The organism is Chryseobacterium sp. AC417 (assembly GCF_979258215.1).
Window position 1 is genome coordinate 386,698 of record NZ_OZ409845.1, and the last position, 24,769, is coordinate 411,466.

The following is a 24,769-nucleotide window of genomic DNA, read 5'->3' on the forward strand; positions in this document are numbered from 1 at the left end:
TTTTTTAAAATAATTTCAAAACTGCCTCAATTTGGGGCAGTTTTTTTCGCATTCGCCTTTCTCATATTAAATTATTAACTTTGTCAAAAAGCAAAAACAATATGTCAACAGCAGAACAAACCAAGAATTCACAGTATTTCATTGAACTCGAAGAAAAACATGGCGCACACAATTATCATCCGCTTCCTGTGGTTTTAGATAAAGGTGAAGGTGTTTTTGTTTGGGATGTTGAAGGTAAAAAATATTATGACTTTCTTTCGGCTTATTCCGCTGTTAATCAAGGACATTCTCATCCGAAAATCGTGGAAGCTTTGGTAAATCAAGCTAAAAAATTAGCTTTAACGTCAAGAGCATTTTACAATTCCAGTTTAGGAGAATACGAGAAAAAAATCACGACACTTTTCGGTTTTGATAAAGTTTTGCCGATGAACTCAGGAGCTGAAGCGGTAGAAACTGCAGTAAAATTAGCCAGAAAATGGAGTTATGAAGTCAAAGGAATTTCAGAAAACGCAGCAAAGATTGTTGTTTGTGAAAATAATTTCCATGGAAGAACCACGACAATTGTTTCTTTCTCGAATGATCCAGATGCCAACAAAAATTATGGTCCTTTTACCCCCGGATTTGTAAAAATCCCTTATAATAATCTTTCTGCTTTAGAAGAGGTTCTGAAAAATGATGCTCAAAATATTGCTGCATTTTTGGTTGAACCCATTCAGGGAGAAGCCGGAGTGTATGTTCCGGATGACAATTTTCTGAAAAATGCTTCAGAATTGTGTAAAAAATACAATGTTCTTTTCATTGCTGACGAAGTTCAAACAGGAATTGCAAGAACTGGTCGTTTAATTGCTTGTCATCACGAAAATGTACAACCCGATATTCTTATTTTAGGAAAAGCACTTTCAGGAGGAATGTATCCTGTTTCTGCAGTTTTGGCGAATGACGAAATCATGAACGTAATTAAACCTGGACAGCACGGCTCAACTTTCGGAGGAAACCCTATTGCTTGTGCAGTTGCCATTGCCGCTTTAGATGTTGTAGAAGAAGAAAATCTTTCGGAAAGAGCGGAAGAGCTTGGTCAATTATTCAGATCTGAAATTGAAAAAGTGATTGAAAAGTCTGATCTGATTACCAAAGTAAGAGGAAAAGGTTTGTTAAATGCCATTTTAATTAACGATAAACCAGAGAGTTCAACTGCCTGGAATCTTTGTTTAAAATTAAAAGAAAACGGATTATTAGCAAAACCAACCCACGGAAATATCATCAGATTAGCTCCGCCATTGGTAATTACAGAAGAGCAGTTATTGGATTGTGTGAGAATAATAGAGAAAACAGTTTTAGAGTATTAATGCATTATGAAAATTTCACTTTTAATTTCAACATACAATTGGCCGGAGGCTTTAGACTTATGTCTAAAAAGTGTGCTAAATCAAAAGGTACAGCCATTAGAAATTTTAATTGCCGATGATGGTTCTACATCTTCCACAAAGCATGTTGTTGAACGGTATAAGAAATTATCAAAAATCCCCATTATCTATATCTGGCATGAAGATCAAGGCTTTGAACTCGCTAAAATCAGAAATAAAGCTATAGCCATAGCTAAAGGAGATTATATTGTACAAATAGACGGAGATTTGATTCTTCATCCTTATTTTATAGCAGATCACAGAGATTTTGTAAAGCCTAACTCATTTGTAAGAGCAAGCCGAATATACATAGACCCCGTTTTATCCAAAAAAAAATTAAATAATAAAAAAATTGGCATTAATCCTTTTGCAAAGGGAATTACCAATTTTTTCAGTTCGTTCAGAATACCTTTATTATGGAGGAAATTTGAATCAAATTATAAAAACAGTGGTGATGAGCGTTGGGAAATTCATGGATGTAATATGGCTTTTTGGAAGAAAGACGCTATTGAAGTGAATGGTTATAATGAAGATTTTAAAGGCTGGGGTCCGGAAGATAAAGAATTTGTTGCACGCCTTTTGAATGCTGGAAAAGAAAAAAGATTTCTGAAGCTGGGTGGTTTAGTATTTCATATTCATCATCCAATCAATCAAAAAGAAAACTTAAAAAAAAATGAGCTTATTTTTGAAAACACTAAAAAAAATGGTGTAAAGTGGTGCGAAAATGGCATCAATAAATATCTTTAGAATATGAAAGTTGCCTTATTGATTTCTACATATAATTGGAAAACAGCCTTAGATCTTGTCTTACAATCTGTACAAAAACAGAATATACTTCCTGACGAGATCTTAATTGCTGATGACGGGTCAAAAGAAGATACTAAAAATCTTATTGAGAATTGGAAGTCAAAATTTACCATCCCTGTGAAGCACTTTTGGCACGAAGATAATGGCTTTAGAAAAACAATAATTTTGAATAAAGCTATCAAAGGAAGTGACGCAGATTACATTATTCAGATTGATGGAGATATAATTTTGAGTCCTAAATTTATTCAGGATCATATTCATGAACTGGAAAAAGGATTTTTCCTCAATGGAAGTCGCGCATTGATCAATGAAGAAAACACTAAAAAACTTCTAGAATCTGGAGTTCTTGATCTAAAACAAGCCAAAAAAAATATTAAAAATAAGATAAATGCAACCCGCTTACCGCTGTTATCTAAATTTTTCAGAAAAGATCATATTAAATCTGATAATGTAAAAGGATGTAATTTTTCTTTCTGGAAAAATGATTTTATTGCCGTAAATGGGTATAATAATGAGATGAATGGTTGGGGACATGAAGATATTGAGCTGGCTGGCCGACTGAGTAATATTGGGATAAAACAGCGTCGCCTGAAAATGAAAGCGGTGTGCTATCATCTTCATCACTTCTATTTTGACAGGCAAAACGAGAATAAAAATTTTAACACTTACAAAAATGTTGTTGAAAATAAAATTATAACTTGCGAGAATGGTTATAGGCAGAGCTAAAAAACTCTCTGCAAAACATTTGTTCATATCACTCCGTTGAGAATTTAAATAAATCACATGAATGATAATAAATTATTTATCATGGAATTTTTCTAAAAGTGTTAAATTTGAATCAGGTTTAATATCAATCGCCGATAGAGAGAATTTACCCGTTGTCCCAAAAGAATTTATTGTACACTCTACAAAAATTTGGAAATTCTCATTTTGATGTGCATTAGATACTTGTTGCTGCCGGTAAATAGAAGCCACCACAATGGCTAATAAAAAGTTTATTTAGCCCCCAAATATTGGGCGCTACATCCCCTAAAAGCACTGAAAAACCATGCATACTCTATAATGTAATGCAGTACAAATATGTATAGTCTACAACGCAAATGATGAGAAAGATTATATCAGAGATTATAATGTATTTGTTAGAAAGAAAAAATGAGTAAACACGATATAAAAAAAAGGCACCGAATACTACTTTGGAAAAAGATAAAGTATTCTATAAAATCTTATTTTATAAAACCAAAGGCACTTTTTGTTGATTTTTTACCATTGGAACTTATAAATGATGATTTTTGCACTATTCAGACTATTGTAAAACCATCAGTAAAAATAAAAACATATCTTCCTAAAAGAATATTGGAGGAGCAAAAATATGTAGAAACCTATACACCGGAGATCAAAATTTTTTTACTAAAAAATGTAATGATAACAGGTAATTCTTCATTCTTTGTAGCAATAAATAAAAATAAGATTTTTTACGAAAAACTGCATACTGATAATAGGTCCATTTATCTTTACGAAGATAGAAATTTAGGATTCCATTCACATTCTTTAGCTAAAATAAGAAATTATGACATCAAAGAATATCCTTATGACGCAATATATTTTGGAGGGATTTTTACATATAATTATTATCACTTTTTGATTGACATTCTTTCTAAGACACAATTTTTGGAATCTGTCCCAAATTCTAAATCGTTAAAAATAGTTTTAGATTCTTCTATCAGGGAAAATGAAAACTTGAAAACCGTTGCCCAATTTTTCTTAAAAGATTATGATGTAGAATATCTCGAAAACGAGTATTTCCACTCCTTTAAAAATCTGTGGTTTATCAACACTCCCAACCCAACCATTCCGAATGTTATGGATGGAACTAAATATGAGGCAGATTTTACAAAGATTTCTCCAGAGTCAATTGATTATATCCGCAAAACCTGTTTTGCAAATTATAATTTTGAAAAAGTAAATGTAAAGACTGTCTCAAAAGTATTCATTGCAAGAAAATCTGTATTTAGAAAATATAATGAAGATGAACTGTTAAATATTGCTAAAACCTATGGTTTTGAACCAGTATATTTTGAAAATCTTAATATTCATGAGCAGATATTTATCATGAATAATGCCGATTATATCATCGGTGCAAGTGGAGCAGCATGGACAAATCTTTTGTTTTCTAAACCAAATAGCAAAGGTCTCACATGGCTGGGAACTGTTTGGGGAGATTTTTCTGTATTCTCCACGATTGCAACGTTGGTTAATTTTAATTTATATTATCTTCGGAATGAGAGCAAAACTCAGAATTTCCATGAAGATTATACAATAAATCCACAACTTTTTGAAGAGCATATTACCAAACTATTAGAAATATGATAAAAATACATGAAAGTACTTTAAAAATCAGAACTTCAATTGATGCCAATTCTACTATTCTTTCGACAAAATTCTGAAAAGTTTCCAAAGTGGATGTATCAGCTGACAGAACAAAATAAAAATTTTTAAAAGAATCTTGATCAGTATATTGGTATTAAATACAGCTGCCAATGGTTTAGAAATTGATATATTAAAGAAACCATAAATCGTTTTTAATGAACAAAAAACCATTAGTAAGCCTGATTATCATAACAATGAATCATGAAAGATTTATTGAGCAGGCATGCCGTTCAGCCTTTTCTCAAACCTATCAGAATCTAGAGATTATTCTGTTGGATAATAATTCTAATGATGAAACATTTAACAAAGCAAAAACGATACTCTCAGATTGTAAAACTCCCCATAAATTAATACAAAATACAGAATGTTATGGCATTGCAAAAAACCTGAACATTCTTGTTTCTTATGCCTCGGGCGACTATGTAACCATTCTTTCGGGAGATGACTGGCTCCCCGAAAACAGCATTGAAGAGAAAATAAAGTTTCTTAGCGAGCAAAAAGTTGATTTTGCCTTATCTGACGGCTACAGATATATTCAGGATGAAAATAAAACCGTTAATGCTTATTCTGAAAAAGCTAAAAGAAAAATCATCAACAATCTCGACCAGTTTTTCCACATCAATATTACGCATAATGAACCTTTTAATGTCGGTGTTATTGTTAAAAAAGAACTTCTCGTAAAACACCCTTTCGATGAAGAAGTATATGCCGAAGACTGGGATATGAATTTAAGGCTAACTTTTTTGGGCTATAAAATAGGATTTATCGACAAAAAACTATTTTATTATAGAATTTTACCTCAAAGTTTATCCAAAAACTGGGATTTAATGGAAATCTCCTATAAGAAAATAACTGCAAAATATATGGACTACATTAATGCAGATAAAAAGCTGAAAAAGAACTATGAAGTCAATTTGCTTAGATACAAATTTGAGAAAAGGTTATCAGGCATCACTTCAGAAACAGAAAGAAAAAAACTAATAAAACAGTGGAAAAAAGAAAAATATAAAATAAAATACAACCAGCCGATATTATTTTTCAAGTTGTTACTCTTAAAATAATCGCTTGAAAAAAATTATTCTCTATCATACTCATCCTCCAATCTCACAATATCATCCTCACCAAAATAAGTTCCGGTTTGCACTTCTATAAATACAAGAGGTTTATCAGAAAAATTCATTATTCTGTGTTTGGAACCTTGTGGAATGAAAACACTTTCACCGTAGGAGAGATGAATCTCTTTTTCGTCTAAAATAACCACGGCTTTTCCTTCTACGATAGTCCAAAACTCTTGTCGGTGATGGTGGTACTGGTAAGAAAGCTTTTGCCCGGGATTTACTTCAATTTTTTTAAGTTTATAAGTAGATTTGTCCTCCAAAACATAATATTTCCCCCATGGTCTCTCGCCTATTTCTAACATAATGACAAATTTTCAACGAATGTAATTAAAATACTTTTGTAAAACCAAAATCGAAATTAAATTTTCTACATTTTTATTATTAAACTGAGCTCTGTATTCTTTAGCATTTTGTATAATTTCTTGAGCTTCAGCCTCGTGGTCAATATAATATTGTAGTTTTTCTTCCAGATTGCTATAATCTTCACTGATTCCTATAAAGTGTTCATCAGGTCTCAACATACCTTCCATATACCAGGTTTCCATCTTGAGTTGCGGAGATACTGCGATAGAATTTGAAGACATAATCCACTTCAGATTTGTTGCTACATCATTACCTTCTAAACTGAGGATAAATTTACTTTTAAGATGATCTGCAATACTTATTTTTGGTTTTATCCACGCAGGGTTACCGCCATTTTTATTTACCTGCCCAAGATCACACAATGTATTATTGAAGTGATTTTCATAAAATTTAATTCGATGCTCCTGAAAAACTGCTGCCCTGCCAATCATCTTATTTTCTTTTTGTGAATAGTTTAAAGAATCTTGTACAGAAACAAAATGTCTGGCCTTATCTAAATTTAACAGGATATTATTTTCATTATTCCCGTTGATGGGACGGCTCTTTGTAATCATCGGAAAATTCAAGATGGTATTGATGTCACCAAATGCAAAATCAATCAAATGATTTTCAGGAAAATATCGTGCGTATTCATACGTGTCAAAATAATATGCTTTAGGAGTTTTGGGCATAAGCAAATCTCTAATGCGTGTACCTTGATGGGCAACCTCTGTCGGGGAATGTATTTTATTATAATAATCTACTCTTCTTTCAACATTGTTGAGCTCTTCTTTAGAAAGCACGCTATAAAGATTATTTATTTTTTTTCTAATGATTTTACAGGAAATATACCCCTTGCAAAACCCTGAATATAAAAGGATAATTTATTTTTTTTTATAACCCTGGTCATGATACATAATATAAATCAAAAATACGTTAATCTATTCATTTTTCTTAGATTTGCACTATAATTTCAATAAATGAGTAAAGTAAGAGTCCGTTTTGCACCAAGTCCTACGGGACCATTGCATTTGGGAGGTGTAAGAACTGCGTTGTATGATTATCTTTTTGCTAAAAATCAAGGTGGTAAATTTGTTTTGAGAATCGAAGATACCGATACAGCAAGATATGTAGAAGGAGCCGAAGATTACATTGAAGAAGCTTTAGAATGGTGCGGAATCATCCCGGACGAAAGCCCAAAAAAAGGTGGGAAATTTGCCCCTTACAGACAATCTGAAAGAAGGGATATATATGACAGATACACAGAGCAGATTTTAAAAACAGACTACGCCTATATTGCTTTTGATACCGCTGAAGAGCTGGATGCCATCCGAGCTGAGTATGAAGCAAAAGGAGACGTTTTTTCTTACAATAATATTTCGAGAAACAGTTTAAGAAACAGTCTTGCACTCTCTGAAGACGAAGTACAGCAACTTCTGGATAAAAAAACGCCTTATGTTGTAAGATTCAAAATGCCGGTCGACAGAACTTTAGGTTTAGTAGACATTATCCGAGGAAATTCTGCTGTAAATACCAACACTTTAGACGATAAAGTTTTAGTAAAAAACGATGGAATGCCTACTTACCATTTTGCCAATATCATTGATGACCACGAAATGGAGATTTCTCACGTTATCCGTGGTGAAGAATGGTTACCCTCTTTAGGTCTTCATATTTTATTATATGAAGCAATGGGTTGGGAAGCTCCTGAGTTTGCGCATCTTTCTTTAATTTTAAAACCTGAAGGAAAAGGGAAATTAAGCAAAAGAGACGGTGATAAATTCGGATTTCCGGTATTTCCTTTAAATTTTAAAGATGCCGAAACCGGAAATATTTCTAAAGGTTTTCGAGAAGAAGGTTATCTTCCGGAAGCTTTCATCAACATGGTCGCACTTTTAGGCTGGTCTCCTGCTGATGACAAAGAAATTTTGTCTCTGGAAGAAATGGCAAAAGAATTTGATTTAAATAAGGTTCACAAGGCCGGAGCAAGATTCAGCAAAGAAAAAGCGGAATGGTTTAACCATCAGTATATTCAATCAAAATCGGATGACGAATTGCTTCAAATTTTAAAAAATTCAGATTTAAATTTAAATATTGAGGATGAAAAATTATTAAAAATTATTCATCTGATGAAAGAGAGAGCAACCTTCCCGAAAGATATTTACGAAAACGGAAAATTCTTTTTTGAAGCACCCACTTCTTACGACGAAAAAGCTTCTAAGAAAGCCTGGAACGAGGAAACCTCAACTCTTTTGACTGAATTTTCTGTCATGCTGAGCGATATAGAAGCATTCATTTCAGAAAACATTAAGCAAAGCTTACATGATTTTGCAGAGAATAATGGCATCGGTATGGGAAAAGTAATGATGCCTCTGCGGTTGGCTTTGGTTGGAGAACTAAAAGGACCGGATGTTCCTGATATTCTGGAACTCGTTGGAAAACAAGAAAGTATCGCAAGAATAAGCAATGCTATAAATAATTTTAAATAAATTTTCATAATTTTTCATACATTTGAAAGATTTAATTTACTTCAAGAATGGAATATTTAAGTTTCGAACTTCCTATAAAAGAGCTGATGGATCAGTATCAAACCTGTTCACTGGTAGGAGAAGAAAGTGGTGTTGATGTAAAATTAGCATGCAGTCAGATCGAGGATAAGATTATAGATACCAAAAAACAGATCTATGGTAATCTCACCCCTTGGCAAAGAGTACAGTTATCGCGTCATCCCGATCGCCCTTATACCATAGATTATATCAATGGTATGGTAGACAAGGGAAGTTTTCTGGAACTTCACGGTGACAGAAACTTTGCAGATGATCCTGCAATGATCGGAGGTTTGGCTACATTAGATGGTCAAAAAGTAATGATCATCGGTACTCAAAAAGGAAGAACAACCAAAGAAAGACAACACAGAAGATTCGGGATGCCAAATCCTGAAGGATACAGAAAAGCATTAAGACTGATGAAGTTGGCCGAAAAGTTTAGAATTCCTGTAATCACTTTAGTCGACACACCGGGAGCTTATCCGGGATTGGAAGCTGAAGAGAGAGGACAAGGTGAAGCCATTGCAAGAAATATTTTTGAAATGACCATGCTTAAAACTCCTATTTTCACTTACATTATCGGTGAAGGAGCGAGTGGCGGAGCTCTGGGAATTGGTGTCGGTAACAAAGTTTATATGCTTGAAAACACTTGGTATACCGTAATTGCACCGGAAAGCTGTTCTTCAATCTTATGGAGAAACTGGGATCACAAAGAAGATGCTGCAAACGCACTGAATCTGACTCCAAAAGATGCTTTAAGAGAAAAATTCATCGACGGAATCATAGAAGAACCGCTTGGTGGAGCGCATTATGATCCTGAAACTACCTATTTAAATTTAAAAGCTTCAATTTTACAAAACATCAAAGCTTTTTCAAAATTCACAGGCAAAGAACTGGAAACCCAAAGACAAGACAAATTTATTGCGATGGGGCAATTTAAAGGATAAAATAAAAGGTAGCTTAGAATTTTCTAAGTTACCTTTTTTAGTTTTATTTATTGAATAGCTTTTAATCAATTGACATCTTTCATTTCAAGTTTTGCAGTTTTTAAAATAAGTTCTGTTGCTTCATAAAATTTCCCGTGATATTCTTTTGACATTCCATAAGTATAAACTTTTTTTCGGCATTGCCTTTTTTAAAGTAAATAGAATTACTTCCGCCATCTGAAATCCCAACAAAGGAATTTTCTTTTTTGGGCAACTCTAGATCTTCTTTTTTTATACTTACAATAATATCAGAAATCTGTTGATACTGCTGATAGGAAATTCTTTTGTTATCAAAATATTCTCCTTTGCTAAAAATCTTTACTATTACAGGTCTTTTTCTCTTTTTGTGAGTAGGAATTAATGTAATTGTTAACTTATCTCCACCTATTACAACTGCATTCATATGATTAAACTGAATGAACTCAGGATTAATATTTGTTGTACAAGAATTTAAAAAGATAACGAAACAGATTAATATAAAACTTCTCATTTATTGTTTTGTTAATGTAATGTCTTTCGGGAAATTAATTGGCCAATCACCATGCTGTGTTACATAAGCATTGTGGATACAGTTTTCATTATAATAACTAGGATCAAACTCTAATTTTAAAGTCATTTGGGTAGAAGTGATATTTATAATATGTATAGTTGCTGTTTTTCTGCACATATTATCAGGATAGAAAATAATAGTATCTTTTCCTGGATATACTAAACTTGGGAATATACCCCAAAATTCAGGACTTAGTGTATCAAAATTAGTTATTCTATCTATTTCAATGTTACCATTGACATTTACTATTTTTCTTTCACCTAAAATTTTATCCATATAATAAGGATGATCATCACTATAATAATATTTTATTTTTCTGAAATCGAGATAAACAGTTTTTCCATTCAAGCTTCCTGTCCATACCCCTACATATTTATCCAATTCATTATTGGTATCTTTAATGTAGGCATTATCAGGAACATCATATGGACTTGTATTTAGAGGATATATTTGTGCTTTGCATGATAAAGCAAAAAACGAGATAAGTATGATAAATAAGTGTTTCATAATTTTATATTTTATTGTGGACATGGGGTTGTTTTTCTGTTTCCGTTTTCCAGATAGAGTTCTGTATTACCACTGTTTTCTACTTTAAAGAATTTTAAATCAGGTACATTGAGTTTATCTTTCATAAATTTCATAAATTCTTTTTCTACCTTTTCCATATTGTAAGATATACCCGATGCTCCAGCAGACGCAGAAGACCTTAACATACTAACATATTTGTCATTTAAAATCTTAAATTCTTGTTGTGTGAAATTTTGAAAAGGTGTTGCTCCGATACCATCATATGTCATCGTATAGCTTCCCCAACTTGTTACTACCGTATAGGAAAGATTATTGAGATCAATCTTGGGATTATTGGTTGGGATGTCGTTCCATGATTTTGCCCATACAATCCATTCGTTGAAACGTATAATATCTCCGGGTGAAAAGATAGGATAAATTCCGTCATAATGAGTATGCATAAATGCATAAGTTGTTGGATGAAATGTGAATTTTACTTCTGAAGACCCTAAAGGACTATCTAAAAACTGCGGTTGTGCACCGAGAGAAAGAGTATATCCTGTTTCTCTTTTTAAATCAGTTTTTCCTTTTAGAGTATTTGCACTTGAAACAAATTGAGGATTGGTAGTAGTTGCCTTTGTTCTTGTACATGGATCTTCCTCTTCCTCCGGTTCATTTCCACCGCCACCACCAAGTCCGGGATAAGTGTAGCCGCCTTCACCATTACCACCGTCACATTGTCCGTACTCGTTGATAAAGCCAAGACATTCGTCTTTTAATGCTTTGCATTTGATGATCGATACCGGAGATCCCCAAGATCCCGGTCCATCAGGATTACTTTCATCATCAGGATACCACATACTTACCCATTGCCGGGTACAGGTAATGGTGTTGGTCTGTGCCGTAGAGCCATCCGGCATCCCTGCTTTTTTAATTTTCGCAAAAACCAAAGCCTGGAAAAATGAAAGATCACTTTCATCTTTTGTGTAATAGAAGTAGATCTTCTTTCCATGTCTCGGTACTTTCAGCACCGAGGTTACTTTTCCGTTGTCTACGATTGGCACTGCAACGAAGCTTTCGTCAAAGCTCTCTACTGTCGTGGAATAGTCCCAGTAAGGGATTCCGTTTACTTTTTTGATATCTGCCTCGTTTTCGGCATAGACTTTCATTACATTGGTAATGTACTTTTCGTCCTGTTTCCAGAGACTTTTGTTGGCGTATTCTGTAGAGGAAGGGTCAGATGAAGAGTAGACTTCATCATGAATACAGGAATAAAGAGACAGCAGCACTGTCATCATCAAGCAGAGCCTGAACAATAGATTTTTTTTCATAATCATTGTGTGTTTTAATGGGTTAAATATATAAATAATTTACATGACAAAAGTGAAAAATATTTTTTGTGATACAAAACCTATTTTTGCATAGTTTACCCTATTATCGGGTAATATTGTAAGAGAAAATTATTTTATATTTGTTTATAAAATAATTGATATGACCAACAACGTTGCAGAAAAAATAAAAAGACTGAGAAAATCTAAAGGATTTTCTCAGGATGATATGGCAGAAAGAATGCATATTTCACAATCTGCATACGCAAGAATAGAAAATGGAGAAAGCCACTCCTGGGCTGCTCACATCGAAAAGTTGAGTGAAATCTTAGAAGTAAAGCCCGAAGATTTTTTAACGGATGAGACGAATAATTTTAGCAGTTTAGATCAATTGGGTGGTTTCGCTTTTCAAAATGTTGGAACTATTACTACGATAAATTCATTCTTATCTGAAAAACTTGTTGAGCAATACGAAGAACGCATCAAAGAATTAAAAGAACAGGTGCAAGAATTGAAGGAAGAACTGAGAACAGTAAAGAATAAGTAAAAAATGATATAAAAAAATAGGGTAAGAAAATTCTTACCCTATTTTTATTCTTTTAATCAGCTACATCCAGCTGTATCTCAATATCTTTATTGATCTTTTTCAAGGAAGAATATTTTGCATCGCACACCATGGTTGTCAGCACATACTCTCCTTTCTCAATCAGAATAAAATTTTGTCCTTTAGCCGGAACATCAATATTGTAATATTTTTTTCCGCTGATTTTTACAATCAATCGGCAGTTTGATTTATTTTTAATATTGATATACGCTTCCTTATCACTGGGATCATGATTGAAAATATGAGTAAGCAGTGAAGCTGTTTTTTTTGATTTGTCACTGGGCTCTGCTTTTTTGCTGGTGCTTCCCACACTTGCATACGTCACGTTTCTTTCGGGGGAAGCGGTTCCTGATGTATTTGAGGCTAGAGCTTTACTTTTATTAAGCTCATTGTTGCTTACGATTTTTTCAATTTTACTTTTGCTTAATGGCTTAATGGTAGGTTTTGCTTCCGGTGAATTGTCTGCCATGATAATGGTAATCAGTTTTTTCTTAAAAAAATCTGATTTTGCATGACCCGGATTTTGCTTTAGAAATCCGGCAATAATTCTGGGTTCGGTAGAAGTTTCAGCTTCGGCTTCTGTATATATGATGACTGTTTCTTTTTCGGCAACTACTTTTGTTTTGGCTTTTTTCTTCTTCTGAGAGAAGCTCAGGCAGAATATGGAGAGAAAGAAGATTAGAAATATTTTTTTCATCGAGTAAAAACTTTAAAAATTTATTAAATAATACTATAACGTGAAAAGTCATTTTTTAGTTTATCATTAAAATCATTATCTTTGCACATCTTTAAATTAAACTATTAAAGTTAATCATAATTTTAAATAAAAAAATAATAAATATTATGTCTTATTCACCAGCTGCTGCAGACGTAGCAAAATTGAGAAACCAAACAGGTGCAGGTATGATGGACTGCAAGAAAGCTTTAGTTGAAGCAGAAGGAGACTTCGAAAAAGCAGTTGATATCCTTAGAAAAAAAGGACAAAAAGTTGCTGCCAACAGAGCTGACAGAGAATCTACTGAAGGAGCAGTAATTGCAAGAGTAAACGAAGACAACACTCTGGGTGCTGTAATTTCTTTAAACTGCGAGACTGACTTTGTTGCAAAAAACGAAGCTTTCGTAGAATTGGCTTACGAATTGGCAGAGATGGCAATTTTCGCTGCTACTAAAGATGAATTATTGGCTACAGATTTCCACGGTGTAACGGTTGCTGAGAAATTAATCGAACAAACCGGAGTTATCGGTGAGAAAATCGAAATCGGAGCATTCGAGAGAATCGAAGGACCTTTCTTGGGAGCTTACATCCACGCTGGAAACAAAATCGCTTCTATCACTGCGCTTTCTGCTAAAGTAGACGGAGCGGACGAAGCTGCAAAATCTGTTTCTATGCAGGTTGCTGCGATGAACCCAATCGCTCTTGACGAGACTATGGTTTCTCAGGAAACGATTGATAAAGAATTGGAAATCGAAAGAGAATTGCTTGCTAAAGAAGGAAAACCTGCAAACATTATCGATAATATCCTTAAAGGTAAAATGCAGAAATTCTATAAAGAAAATACTTTGGTACACCAGTCTTTCATTAAAGATGGAGGAATGTCTGTTGCTGAATATGTAAAATCTGTAAACGGAGACTTGAAAGTTACAGGATTTGTAAGAGTAAGTTTAACTTAATCAATCTTTCAAACAATATATAATCCCGGTGAATTTTTCATCGGGATTTTTTTATGATCAAAATTAAGGATATTAACAAATTATGAAGTTTCTAATGAAATATTCACATCTGTATTAAATCTAAACACATGTTAAAAATAATTTGTAATATTTTGATTATTAATACTTAAATTTGTCGCCCTTGAATTTTAGGTATGAAAAAATTTTTACTAAGTCTTTTTACTTTTCTGTCTTTATTGGTGAATGCTCAATTAGATACTGATCATTGGTTTGCACCTATATCAGCAAGTGCAGGAACAGGCAATTTGCAGAGTTTTCTATATCTTTCAACAAACGAGACCGTTCCTTTTCAGGTACAGATTTACAACAACAATACACTTTACAATACAGTAACAGTAAGCAAAGGAAATCCTGCTGAGGTAAGTATTCCCGAATATTTTTTACTGGCTACCAATCCCGGAGATCTTTTCACACCGGTTCCTATGGGAATGTATGTAAAAGGTTCTAAAAAATTCTTTGCCAATTATAGATTTTCTGTTACCAATCATGCGGAGATTATTACTTCTAAGGGTCTTGCAGGTTTGGGAACTACATTCTATGCAGCAATGGCGCCTCTTACAGCGAGTGAATTTTATATAAATTCAACCATAGGAGTTACGGCAACAGAAGATAATACAACGGTGGTTGTATCCGGATATGATCCCAATGTGGTTTTCTCAGACGGAACTTCTTCTCCTACGAAAACATTTACTTTAAACAGAGGTCAATCTTACATCATCAATGCGGTCAGTACTGATTCTCCCAATAACTTTGATGGTCTTGTAGGTGCAAAAATTGTTGCTACGAAGCCGATTTCAGTTACAAACGGTAATTTTAATGCAATTTATACCAATCAAAATTTTACCAATAATGATATTCTGATGGATCAGTCGGTTCCTGTAGACAGATTGGGGAAAGATTTTGTAGTGGTAAAAGGAAATGGCCCCGCTACTTCCGGTATGGAAACTATTTTAGTAATTGCCACCGAAAACAACACGACTTTTACTGTAAATGGAAATGCTTCCGGAGTGAATTTAAACGCAGGTGATTATTTTATGATTTCCGGAAATTCTTACATCAATCAGGGGAATAACAATTTCAATATGGGAATTTCCTCAACGAAAAACGTATACGTTTATCAGTTGTTGGCAGGAGTTGCTACCGGAACCATCTATGCAACTGGCGGATTTAATTACATCCCGCCTTTGAGCTGTTTTCTTCCAAACAAGGTAGATGAAATAGGTTTTATCAACAAAATTGGTTCTACTAATTACAATACCAAATTAAATATTATTACGCAAAGCGGAGCTGCAGTAACATTAAACGGAAACCCGATCGCTGTAAATAACGGACCTTATCCTGTTACAGGAAATCCTAACTGGGTTTCTTATTCTGTCCCGAATATCACAGGAAATGTTACGGTAAATTCTACCAAATCTGTAACAGCGGGGATCATCGGTGGAAGCGGCGCAGTAGGTTACGGTGGATATTTCGCCGGATTCTCATCTGTTCCTGCCATTAGCAAAACAGGTGATTGCTTGAACGGAGTAATTCTTCAGGTTGATAACACTTATGATGCTTACCAATGGTTCCTTAACGGAAATCCTATTCCCGGAGCGACTGCATACTTTATTAATCCGGAAACTTACGGTGCAGGAAATTATACCTGCTCAATCACAAAAACCAATTGTGAGACAAAATTAACTCCAGTGTATGCTTATACGCTTTGTCCGCCCATTTCTACGACAACGTATTCGATAGGATCTTGTACTACAAAAACGGTTATTCCTGCATTCAGCACTTCAACTCAGCAGATTGCAGTCAATCAAACTGCGGTGATGGTGGCTCCTACCCAGGGAACGGCAACAGTGAATCCTGCAAACGGACAAATCACCTATACTCCCAATCCTGGATTAACGAATGACACTACAGATTCTTTTACTTACTATATTGAAGGAAACGGAAATCCTGCAAGTTTTGAATATTTTAAAGTAGTAATCAATATTGATGTTCTGCAAGTTACCAATGCAACCTTGACTACCTGTACAACAAATGGAAATTCGGGACTATTTGATTTGACTACGGCTGTCGTTACTCCTGATGCAGGAACCACGGCTACTTACTTTTCTGATGCTGCGTTGACAGTGCCGATTACTACTCCTGCAACATATACTGCTTCCGCAGGAATCGTGTATGTGAAAGTTACTTCTTCGTTTGGGTGTTCAAAAACAGCACAGATTACTTTATCTTTAAATCAAGGCGCAAGTATCAATACGGCTAATTTTAACTCTAATCTTTGCGATGATAATTTTGACGGAATCATTAATGTGAATTTCAATACTGTAAATCCACAGATTGTCACGAATTCTGCCAGTTTTACTGTAAAATATTATTTAAACCAAACCGATGCAACCGCAGGAAACAGCAATACATTACCTACAAACTGGACGTACACTGCAAATACAACAGTCTATGTGAGAGTAGAATCTGCGAATGGATGCCCACCTGCTTTCGGACAAATCAATTTTACGATTGGTAATAAAATTCCTTTACTGACATTGGATTACAGCACTTTGGTTTGTGATGACAATTCAGATGGTACAGAAACTGTGAATGTAGATAATTACACAAACAATTTCACTACAGATCCTGCAGTTCTGCTTACCTATTATAATACATTGCAAGATGCACAGAACGGAACAAATGCAGTAAATGCTTTACAAACTATTGCACCGACAAAAACTATCTATATAAGATTTCAGAAACCGAATACTTGTCCGAATATTGCGAAAATTACTTTAAGTTTAGACACGATTACTGCAACCAACACCACTCTTTCCTCGTGTTCAAATATCCAGGGAAATGCAGTATTTAATTTAACGACAGCTAATGTAACTTCTACAACAGGAACTGTAATTACTTATTATTCTGATGCTACTTTAACTGTACCGATTACTACTCCAGCAGCATTTACATCAGGTGCGTCTGTGGTTTACGTGAAAATCACCTCAACATTTGGATGTACGAAAACAGCTCAGATCACATTAGTGTTAAATCCGCTTCCTAACATCAATACAGCAAATTACAACGCAGCACTTTGCGACGATAATTTTGACGGAATCATTAATGTTAACTTGACTACTATTACTCCTCAAATTGTAGCCAACCCGGCCAGTTTTACGGTGAGATATTACCTTAATCAAACTGACGCCAATGCCGGAAACAACAATACGTTACCTGCAAGCTGGACGTACACAACCAATACCACTGTGTATGTAAGAGTAGATGGTGTAGCCGGCTGTCCATCTGCATTTGGACAAATCAATTTCACTATTGGAAACAAAATAACACTGATCACCAATAACATCACAACACAAGTGTGCGATAACGATCTCAATGGATCTGAAACAGTGAATCTTAACGATTATAAAAACCAATTCACTGCAGATCCTGCTGTGACACTTACTTTTCATTCTACTTTAGCCAGTGCACAGACAGGAACCAACGCAATTCCGGCACAGCAAATAATCACAACAACCGGAACATTTTTTATACGATTTACAAGTGCTAATTCCTGTCCAAATACTGGTAGTATCACTATATCTTTAAAATCAGGTAAAAAATCTGACACTCTGAGGGATCAGGTTGTATGTTCAGACTCAAAAGCTGTTTTGAATGCAGGAGCAGGATTCACCTCATATCTGTGGAGTACAGGGCAAACCACCCCATCGATTAGCGTAGGTGCAGGTGTTTATTATGTTGATTTAACTTTTAACGGCTGTGTATACCGACAGTCTGTAACGGTAACCACTGCACAGTCTCCTGTCATCACAAGTATTCAGGTTTCCGGAGCCAATGTAACGATCAATGTCACAGGAGGTACTGCACCTTATCAATATTCATTAAACGGAATTGATTATCAGTCATCCAATACATTTTATGGTTTAACGAGAGGAACTTATTCTGTCTATGTTTTGGGTGCAGACGGATGTCAACCTGTAATAAAAGAATTTGTAATCCTAAATCTTGTAAACGCCATCACACCAAATGGGGATGGTCATAATGACGTTTTGAATTATTCTGAGCTTAGATTAAAACAAAATGTAAGTATTGAAGTGGTAGATCGCTATGGAGCACCTGTTTATAAATCCTCAGACAAAAATTTCATCTGGGATGGAAAATCCGGAGGAAGAACCTTATCTACAGGAACATATTGGTATATATTAAAGTGGATTGAGCCAGATACAAAATTGCCAGTTTCACATTCGGGATGGCTATTAATTAAGAATAGAGAATAAATTTTAAATTTTCTTTAGCATTTATTAACAATATATTAAATAATATACTAATTTTGTAGAAATCCTAATTCCATATCTTATGAAAAGATTTCTACTCAGTTTAGTAATGGTTTTTCTTTCGTTTACCTCTCTGTTTGCTCAGAGAGATACAGAACACTGGATTGCCCCATTTCATTATACACAAGCTTATACGCAATCGGTGTATTTATCAACAGACTCCGTAACTCCTTTCACTGTTTCTATCTATAGTAACAATGTACTTATACCCGGAGGAACGATAACTATTAGCAAAAACAATCCTGCTACTTTTGCGATACCCAATTCTGCAATATCCACCAATATTGCAGCTGAAACATTTAATGTCATTAATAAAGGAATTTATTTAAACGCTGCAAAACCTTTTTATTGTACCCTTCGTATGGTATCTTTCACTACACATGCTGAGATTGTTACAAGTAAAGGGAAAGCAGGTATTGGTAAAGAATTTTATGTAGCTAACACGCCTTCTACTGCAACATCAAACAACTTTACTGCCGGAGTTCTTGCTACAGAAGATAATACGGTAGTAACAGCAACTTGGAATGGACCGGTTGCTTTTATCGGTGGTGCTCCCACGGGAAACACACACACTTTTACTTTAAACAAAGGTCAATCATTTATTTTTGCCGGTAATGCTGGTGGCGGAGCGCCTTTCATGGGGGCTAAAATTGTATCAGATAAACCAATTACATTAACTAATGGAAATGTAAATGGTAACTTTGGAAATAGTACTACAGCGGGATCTGACGCTATTTTGGACCAGTCTGTACCTGTGGAAAGACTAGGAAGCACTTTTGCAATGGTAAGAACCAGATCTACAACAGCAGATTTGGAAGGTGCAATAGTAATCGCAACCGAGAACAATACACAGGTATTCTTAAATGGTTCTACAACAGCTGTAGCTACTCTTAACCAAGGACAATGGTATAGAATATCTGGAGACAATTATCTTTTGCAAGGAACTAATGGACACTACAATATGCTGGTAAGCACATCGAAAAATGTATATTTATATCAATTAGTTTCGGTAGGTGATAGCAGTGCAACTTGTGGCTTCAATTATATACCGCCATTAAACTGTTTCTTACCAAGAAAAATAGATGAAATACCATTAATTAATGAAATGCCTCTTACGCCAGCATCGCCTACTGGGATGTTGATTAAGTTAAATATCTTAACGGAAGCAGGAGCAGTAGTAACTGTAAGTAGTAATGGAGGTCCTGCAACCCCACCAACCGCTGCACAAGGACCATATCCTCTTACAGGAAACCCTTCCTGGGTGACATATGGGATAGAAGGAGTGACAGGTACATTAACGATACAATCCAATAAAGCAGTGACTGCTGGTATTAATGGAGGTTATAATACATCTGGCTATGGTGGTTACTTTGCTGGGTTCTCATCCATACCAATTATCGCAAAACAAACAGGAGATTGTATTCCCGGGATTATTTTGGAAGTTGATGACAGCTATGAAACCTATCAATGGAATGTGAATGGCAATGCAATACCTGGTGCAACTGCAAATACATACACACCAACAGTAGCCGGTGATTATACCGTTAAGGTAACAATGGGAACTTGCCCGCCACTTACAACTCCTATCTACAAAGTATTTACTTGTTTACAGCAAACTACTAAATCTTTAAATATTTGCGGTAGTAAATCAATTATTCCTGTATTTACAAACTCTACACAGACACCAGTCCCAGGTACGGTAACCATTATTACCCAGCCGACAAACGGAACAGCAACACTAAACCCGGCAACCGGAGTTATCACTTATATTCCCAATGCAGGATTTTTAGGTGCAGATGTTATCGTTTATAAATTCTGCGGAAATGCGCCAGAATTTGTAGACTGTGAGCAAATTACTTTAAACTTAAATCTTGTACCGTTTGTTTTAACCGACAGAACTATAAAAGCGTGTCAATATGCAGGAAAAGGATTCTTTGATCTTACTACTGCGAATGTAACAGATAACGCTGTACCAACTACTAAAAAATTCTACCCTACTTTAGCAGATTTAAATGCAAGTACCAATCAGATAACCAATCCTACAAACTATTTCTCTGGAGCTGGTTTTGTATACGTATTGGTAACAACATCTGAAGGTTGTGTGGGAACTGCAAAAATCACATTAGACTTTTTCCCTACTCCGGTAGTCAATGAAGCTACTTTGACGGTTTGTTTTATTCAAAACATTGAAACCAAAGGACAATTTGATTTATCATCTGCTGTTGTGACGACAGAAAATTTAATTACCAAAAAATACTTCCCTACTTTCACAGATGCAAGCAACGGAACGAATGAAATCATGAATCCTACACTTTACATTTCTGGCGACGGAGCTGTATATGTAAGAGTTTTCAATTCAAACGGATGTTACGCAATTGCAAAAATCAATCTGAAAGTTACCCCTCCGAAAAGATCTACAGTTCTGGTTGATAAATTTATCTGTATAGATGACAGAACAAATTTAGATGCAGGACCCGGATATCAGTCTTACGAATGGAGCACCGGAGCTACAACCCAAACAATACAGGGTGTTGCAGTGGGAGATTATTGGGTAATTCTTGAATTTAACGGATGTTTTGTAAAACAATCTGTTAGCGTGAAAAAAGTGCAAGAGCCTGTTATTACTTCTATCGAAATTACCAATAACACAGCTACAGTAAATGTACAAGGAGGTAAAACACCTTATCAATATGCAGTAGATACACCAACAAGCTGGCAAGATTCTAATGTCTTTACAAATCTTTCCAGAGGGCAGCATACATTCTTTGTAAAAGACGATTATAATTGTGCTCCTGTTTCTGTAGAAGTAACTATTCCTAATTTAGTAAATGCGATTACACCAAATGGAGATAATGTAAATGATTACATTGATTACAGTGAACTAGCTTATAAAGGTAATCTGACATTTATAATATATGACAGATATGGAAACAAACTCTTCACAGGTGATAAATCTAACAACTATAAATGGGATGGAAGATTTTCAGGTAAGGGAATTCTTACAGGAACATACTGGTATCACATTAACTGGACAGAGCCTAATGCTCAAAAAACTCCAATAAAATATACCGGTTGGATTTTAGTAAAAAACAGAGAATAATTTTATAAAATACATTTAAAACCACGATAATTAATCGTGGTTTTTTTGTTTATTATTGATAAATCTCAAAATAATTACTAAACATATTAAATATTCTGTTATTTTTGTAAAAATCCTAATTCTACGCTTATGAAACAATTTCTACTTATTTTTCTATTAATGATCTCGGGTATTCAGGTATCTGCCCAAAGAGATACAGAGCATTGGATAGCACCCTTTTACGCATCGTCAACCGTTACACAGTCTCTTTATTTATCCACAGACTCGGTAACGCCTTTTGCTGTAACTGTATATAGCAATAATATTGCGTTAGGAACTGTTACAATCAGTAAAAACAACCCTCAGACCTACATCGTATCTCAGGCTAATATTGGAGCAAGCAGCACATCTGAAGCCTTTACGGTTATTAATAAAGGTTTATATCTAAATGGAACCAGACCATTTTACTGTACGTTAAGAATCGTAAGCAGTACTACACATGCAGAAATTCTTACAAGTAAAGGTAAGGCAGGGATCGGTAAAGAATTTTTTGTAGCCAATACCCCATCTCCTTTTACAAGCACCGGGAACAACTTTACTGCAGGAGTACTAGCTACAGAAGACAATACTACAGTTACTGCCACATGGAGCAATACCTTACCTGTTGCTTTTATTGGGGCAACACCTCCTACAAACACTCATACTTTCACTTTAAATAAAGGGCAATCTTTTATTTTTGCAGGTTCAGGCAGCCCGGCTAACAATATGAGTGCCTTTATTGGGGCAAAAATAGTTTCAAACAAACCCATTACGCTTACCAATGGTAATGTACTTGGAAACTTCGGGACAGGGTCAAGCTCAGGAGCAGATATCATTCTTGATCAGTCTGTGCCTTTAGAAAGACTTGGAAACACCTTTGCAATGGTGAGAACCAGATCAAATACAGCAAACGATATAGAAGGCGGTATAGTGGTCGCTACTGAAAATAATACTGAGGTTTATTTGAATGGCGCAGCAACACCAGTTGCAACCTTAAATCAAGGACAGTGGTACAGAATCTCCGGAAGTGATTATATTCTTCAGGGCGGAACACATAGAAATATGTTTATCAGCACTACAAAAAATGTTTACTTGTATCAATTAGTTTCAGTTAACAACAGTAATGCAACTTGTGGTTTTAATTACATACCACCATTAAACTGTTTCTTACCAAGAAAAATTGATGAAATCGGTAAAATCAACGAAATGCCCACAGGAGCTGGAGGAGCAAGTGTAACGCCGACTGGTACAATTATTAAATTAAACATTTTAACGGAAGCTGGTGCTGTAGTTACAGTAAACAACATCCCTCCTACTGCTGCTCAAGGGCCTTTCCCGGTGACAGGAAACACCAATTGGGTGACCTACGCATTGGAAGGCGTTACAGGTAATTTAACGATTGTTTCTGACAAAGCGGTTACAGCAGGGATCAACGGTGGATACAGTACATCAGGATATGGCGGATATTTCGCAGGTTTCTCTTCTATTCCTTTAATTGCCAAGCAAACAGGAGACTGTATTCCAGGATTGGTTTTGGAAGTAGATGACAGTTATGACACCTATCAATGGTTTAGAAACGGCGTTGCTATTACAGGAGCAAACAGCAACTCTTACACGCCAACACAGTCTGGAAATTACACCGTAACAATCACCGTAGGATCTTGTGTACCGGCAACAACGCCTATTTATAAGGTTTTTACTTGTCTTCAACAATCAACCGCTACGAAAACTGTCTGTGAAGGCTATCTAAACATAGTTCCTGCATTTACAAGTTCTACACAAACTTTTGTACCGAGTACAGTACAAATTATAACACCTCCTGCAAATGGAACAGCAATCATCAATCCTACAACAGGAGTAATAGGATATACCCCTAACTTTGGTTTTGCAGGTACAGATACAATTACTTATAAATTCTGTGGGAATGATCCTGAATTTGTAGATTGCGAACAAATTACTTTAACGCTGACGATTTCAGAAAGTCCGATTGTAAATGATGCAACCTTGAGAACCTGTTTCCTGGAAGAAAATATAGCGACTGGTTTATTTAATTTAACCAATGCAACTGTTAACACACAGACAGGAACAACGAAGACTTATTATCCTTCACTGACTGATGCCAACAATCAGACGAATGAAATCACCAACCCTACTAACTACGTTGCACCCAATGGTGTAGTTTACGTTAGGGTAAGCAATGCCAACGGATGCTACAGAGTTGCCATAATTACACTTGTTGTTTTGCCACCTGTGCAGTCTGCCGTATTGATTGATAAAGAAATCTGTATAGAAAATACAACTACATTAGATGCAGGTTCAGGATTTGACGGTTACCAATGGAGCACGGGAGCTACCACTCAGGTGATTACCTATGTTACTGTAGGTACTTATTGGGTCATTTTAAAAACCGGAGACTGTTTTACAAAACAATCTGTAAAAGTTTATGCTACTCAGCAACCGGTAGTTTCTAATATTGAAGTTACCAACAACGACATTACAGTATCTGTAGTAGGCGGAACTGCTCCGTATAAATATTCAACAGATAATATCAAATGGCAGGATTCTAACATATTTACAGATCTTACAAGAGGTGACATTACCGTGTATGTGAAAGACAGTTTTAACTGTACACCTATTGAGGTGGTAGTTACGATCCCAAATATTGTCAATGTAATTACACCAAATGGCGACGGAGTAAATGATATCTTAGACTATTCTGCTTTGGCAAACAAACCAAATTTAGCTTTAGGAATTTTTGACCGATATGGTGTGAAAATTTATGAAGGAAATAAAGATAACGGATGCAAATGGGACGGAACCATCAACGGTGGCAAGAAAGTCTCTACCGGAAATTATTGGTTTAGCATTAGCTGGAACGAAAGCAAAAATAAAACTCCGATTAAATACTCAGGATGGCTTCTCGTTAAAAACAGAGAATAAGGTCAGTCTTTTATAGAAATTTTAAAAC

At 35.1% G+C, this 24,769-nt stretch carries 18 protein-coding genes; 12 read left to right on the forward strand and 6 right to left on the reverse strand.

Annotation, left to right across the window (positions count from 1 at the left end):
• The first annotated feature begins 101 nt into the window (after window positions 1–101).
• The 5 genes from rocD (at window position 102) to ACZZ9T_RS01930 (ending at window position 5,698) form a co-directional block, all read left to right on the forward strand.
• Window positions 102–1,346, forward strand: a complete 1,245-nt coding sequence (gene rocD / locus ACZZ9T_RS01910; RefSeq protein ID WP_463440689.1) for an ornithine--oxo-acid transaminase — start codon at window positions 102–104, stop codon at window positions 1,344–1,346.
• Window positions 1,347–1,352: 6 nt separating this feature from the next.
• Window positions 1,353–2,150: a glycosyltransferase family 2 protein gene (locus ACZZ9T_RS01915; RefSeq protein WP_463440690.1), complete on the forward strand. Its 798-nt coding sequence runs from the start codon at window positions 1,353–1,355 to the stop codon at window positions 2,148–2,150.
• A gap of 3 nt (window positions 2,151–2,153) precedes the next feature.
• Window positions 2,154–2,936, forward strand: coding sequence for a glycosyltransferase family 2 protein (locus ACZZ9T_RS01920; protein WP_463440691.1), 783 nt, complete (start codon window positions 2,154–2,156; stop codon window positions 2,934–2,936).
• A 540-nt stretch (window positions 2,937–3,476) separates the two neighbouring features.
• The gene (locus tag ACZZ9T_RS01925) at window positions 3,477–4,577 is read left to right on the forward strand and encodes a glycosyltransferase family 61 protein (RefSeq protein ID WP_463440692.1); all 1,101 of its coding nucleotides are present in this window, start codon (window positions 3,477–3,479) and stop codon (window positions 4,575–4,577) included.
• Between the two features lie 215 nt (window positions 4,578–4,792).
• Window positions 4,793–5,698 carry a glycosyltransferase family 2 protein gene (locus ACZZ9T_RS01930; RefSeq protein WP_463440693.1) on the forward strand — a complete coding sequence of 302 codons (906 nt, stop codon included), beginning with the start codon at window positions 4,793–4,795 and terminating at the stop codon, window positions 5,696–5,698.
• Between the two features lie 14 nt (window positions 5,699–5,712).
• On the opposite strand, the gene ACZZ9T_RS01935 is transcribed toward ACZZ9T_RS01930, so the two are convergent.
• Window positions 5,713–6,057, reverse strand: coding sequence for a phosphomannose isomerase type II C-terminal cupin domain (locus tag ACZZ9T_RS01935; RefSeq protein WP_463440694.1), 345 nt, complete (start codon window positions 6,055–6,057; stop codon window positions 5,713–5,715).
• Between the two features lie 12 nt (window positions 6,058–6,069).
• A complete protein-coding gene (locus ACZZ9T_RS01940) occupies window positions 6,070–6,900 on the reverse strand; it encodes a glycosyl transferase family 90 (RefSeq protein ID WP_463440695.1) in 831 nt (276 codons plus the stop codon).
• Window positions 6,901–7,077: 177 nt separating this feature from the next.
• Between ACZZ9T_RS01940 and gltX the strand changes: the two genes are divergently transcribed.
• Window positions 7,078–8,586: a glutamate--tRNA ligase gene (gene gltX / locus ACZZ9T_RS01945; protein WP_463440696.1), complete on the forward strand. Its 1,509-nt coding sequence runs from the start codon at window positions 7,078–7,080 to the stop codon at window positions 8,584–8,586.
• A 47-nt stretch (window positions 8,587–8,633) separates the two neighbouring features.
• Window positions 8,634–9,590, forward strand: a complete 957-nt coding sequence (locus ACZZ9T_RS01950; protein WP_463440697.1) for an acetyl-CoA carboxylase carboxyltransferase subunit alpha — start codon at window positions 8,634–8,636, stop codon at window positions 9,588–9,590.
• 100 nt (window positions 9,591–9,690) lie between these two features.
• On the opposite strand, the gene ACZZ9T_RS01955 is transcribed toward ACZZ9T_RS01950, so the two are convergent.
• The 3 genes from ACZZ9T_RS01955 to ACZZ9T_RS01965 form a co-directional block, all read right to left on the reverse strand.
• Window positions 9,691–10,032, reverse strand: coding sequence for a hypothetical protein (locus ACZZ9T_RS01955; protein WP_463440698.1), 342 nt, complete (start codon window positions 10,030–10,032; stop codon window positions 9,691–9,693).
• Window positions 10,033–10,119: 87 nt separating this feature from the next.
• Window positions 10,120–10,686: a DUF6705 family protein gene (locus ACZZ9T_RS01960; RefSeq protein WP_463440699.1), complete on the reverse strand. Its 567-nt coding sequence runs from the start codon at window positions 10,684–10,686 to the stop codon at window positions 10,120–10,122.
• Window positions 10,687–10,697: 11 nt separating this feature from the next.
• Window positions 10,698–12,017 carry a hypothetical protein gene (locus tag ACZZ9T_RS01965; protein ID WP_463440700.1) on the reverse strand — a complete coding sequence of 440 codons (1,320 nt, stop codon included), beginning with the start codon at window positions 12,015–12,017 and terminating at the stop codon, window positions 10,698–10,700.
• 160 nt (window positions 12,018–12,177) lie between these two features.
• Between ACZZ9T_RS01965 and ACZZ9T_RS01970 the strand changes: the two genes are divergently transcribed.
• The gene (locus tag ACZZ9T_RS01970; protein WP_463429742.1) at window positions 12,178–12,561 is read left to right on the forward strand and encodes a helix-turn-helix domain-containing protein; all 384 of its coding nucleotides are present in this window, start codon (window positions 12,178–12,180) and stop codon (window positions 12,559–12,561) included.
• Window positions 12,562–12,613: 52 nt separating this feature from the next.
• On the opposite strand, the gene ACZZ9T_RS01975 is transcribed toward ACZZ9T_RS01970, so the two are convergent.
• On the reverse strand, window positions 12,614–13,315 hold the full coding sequence (locus tag ACZZ9T_RS01975; RefSeq protein WP_463440701.1) for a DUF6759 domain-containing protein: 702 nt from the start codon (window positions 13,313–13,315) through the stop codon (window positions 12,614–12,616).
• Between the two features lie 146 nt (window positions 13,316–13,461).
• On the opposite strand from ACZZ9T_RS01975, the gene tsf reads away from it, so the two are divergent.
• From tsf to ACZZ9T_RS01995, 4 genes are all read left to right on the forward strand, one after another.
• Complete coding sequence (tsf, locus tag ACZZ9T_RS01980) at window positions 13,462–14,289, forward strand: translation elongation factor Ts (protein ID WP_463440702.1); 828 nt, start codon at window positions 13,462–13,464, stop codon at window positions 14,287–14,289.
• Window positions 14,290–14,483: 194 nt separating this feature from the next.
• Window positions 14,484–18,626, forward strand: coding sequence for a T9SS type B sorting domain-containing protein (locus ACZZ9T_RS01985; RefSeq protein WP_463440703.1), 4,143 nt, complete (start codon window positions 14,484–14,486; stop codon window positions 18,624–18,626).
• Window positions 18,627–18,705: 79 nt separating this feature from the next.
• The gene (locus tag ACZZ9T_RS01990; RefSeq protein ID WP_463440704.1) at window positions 18,706–21,783 is read left to right on the forward strand and encodes a T9SS type B sorting domain-containing protein; all 3,078 of its coding nucleotides are present in this window, start codon (window positions 18,706–18,708) and stop codon (window positions 21,781–21,783) included.
• 129 nt (window positions 21,784–21,912) lie between these two features.
• Window positions 21,913–24,741 carry a T9SS type B sorting domain-containing protein gene (locus tag ACZZ9T_RS01995; protein WP_463440705.1) on the forward strand — a complete coding sequence of 943 codons (2,829 nt, stop codon included), beginning with the start codon at window positions 21,913–21,915 and terminating at the stop codon, window positions 24,739–24,741.
• Window positions 24,742–24,769: the final 28 nt, after the last annotated feature.

Bases quoted from the DNA above. Each gene is read 5' to 3' on its own strand.
- ACZZ9T_RS01960 (WP_463440699.1), bottom strand. From the start codon at position 10,686: ATGAAACACTTATTTATCATACTTATCTCGTTTTTTGCTTTATCATGC.
- ACZZ9T_RS01990 (WP_463440704.1), top strand. From the start codon at position 18,706: ATGAAAAGATTTCTACTCAGTTTAGTAATGGTTTTTCTTTCGTTTACC.
- ACZZ9T_RS01965 (WP_463440700.1), bottom strand. From the start codon at position 12,017: ATGAAAAAAAATCTATTGTTCAGGCTCTGCTTGATGATGACAGTGCTG.
- ACZZ9T_RS01930 (WP_463440693.1), top strand. From the start codon at position 4,793: ATGAACAAAAAACCATTAGTAAGCCTGATTATCATAACAATGAATCAT.
- ACZZ9T_RS01975 (WP_463440701.1), bottom strand. From the start codon at position 13,315: ATGAAAAAAATATTTCTAATCTTCTTTCTCTCCATATTCTGCCTGAGC.
- gltX (WP_463440696.1), top strand. From the start codon at position 7,078: ATGAGTAAAGTAAGAGTCCGTTTTGCACCAAGTCCTACGGGACCATTG.
- ACZZ9T_RS01955 (WP_463440698.1), bottom strand. From the start codon at position 10,032: ATGAATGCAGTTGTAATAGGTGGAGATAAGTTAACAATTACATTAATT.
- ACZZ9T_RS01935 (WP_463440694.1), bottom strand. From the start codon at position 6,057: ATGTTAGAAATAGGCGAGAGACCATGGGGGAAATATTATGTTTTGGAG.
- ACZZ9T_RS01950 (WP_463440697.1), top strand. From the start codon at position 8,634: ATGGAATATTTAAGTTTCGAACTTCCTATAAAAGAGCTGATGGATCAG.
- tsf (WP_463440702.1), top strand. From the start codon at position 13,462: ATGTCTTATTCACCAGCTGCTGCAGACGTAGCAAAATTGAGAAACCAA.
- ACZZ9T_RS01920 (WP_463440691.1), top strand. From the start codon at position 2,154: ATGAAAGTTGCCTTATTGATTTCTACATATAATTGGAAAACAGCCTTA.
- ACZZ9T_RS01985 (WP_463440703.1), top strand. From the start codon at position 14,484: ATGAAAAAATTTTTACTAAGTCTTTTTACTTTTCTGTCTTTATTGGTG.
- rocD (WP_463440689.1), top strand. From the start codon at position 102: ATGTCAACAGCAGAACAAACCAAGAATTCACAGTATTTCATTGAACTC.
- ACZZ9T_RS01915 (WP_463440690.1), top strand. From the start codon at position 1,353: ATGAAAATTTCACTTTTAATTTCAACATACAATTGGCCGGAGGCTTTA.
- ACZZ9T_RS01995 (WP_463440705.1), top strand. From the start codon at position 21,913: ATGAAACAATTTCTACTTATTTTTCTATTAATGATCTCGGGTATTCAG.
- ACZZ9T_RS01970 (WP_463429742.1), top strand. From the start codon at position 12,178: ATGACCAACAACGTTGCAGAAAAAATAAAAAGACTGAGAAAATCTAAA.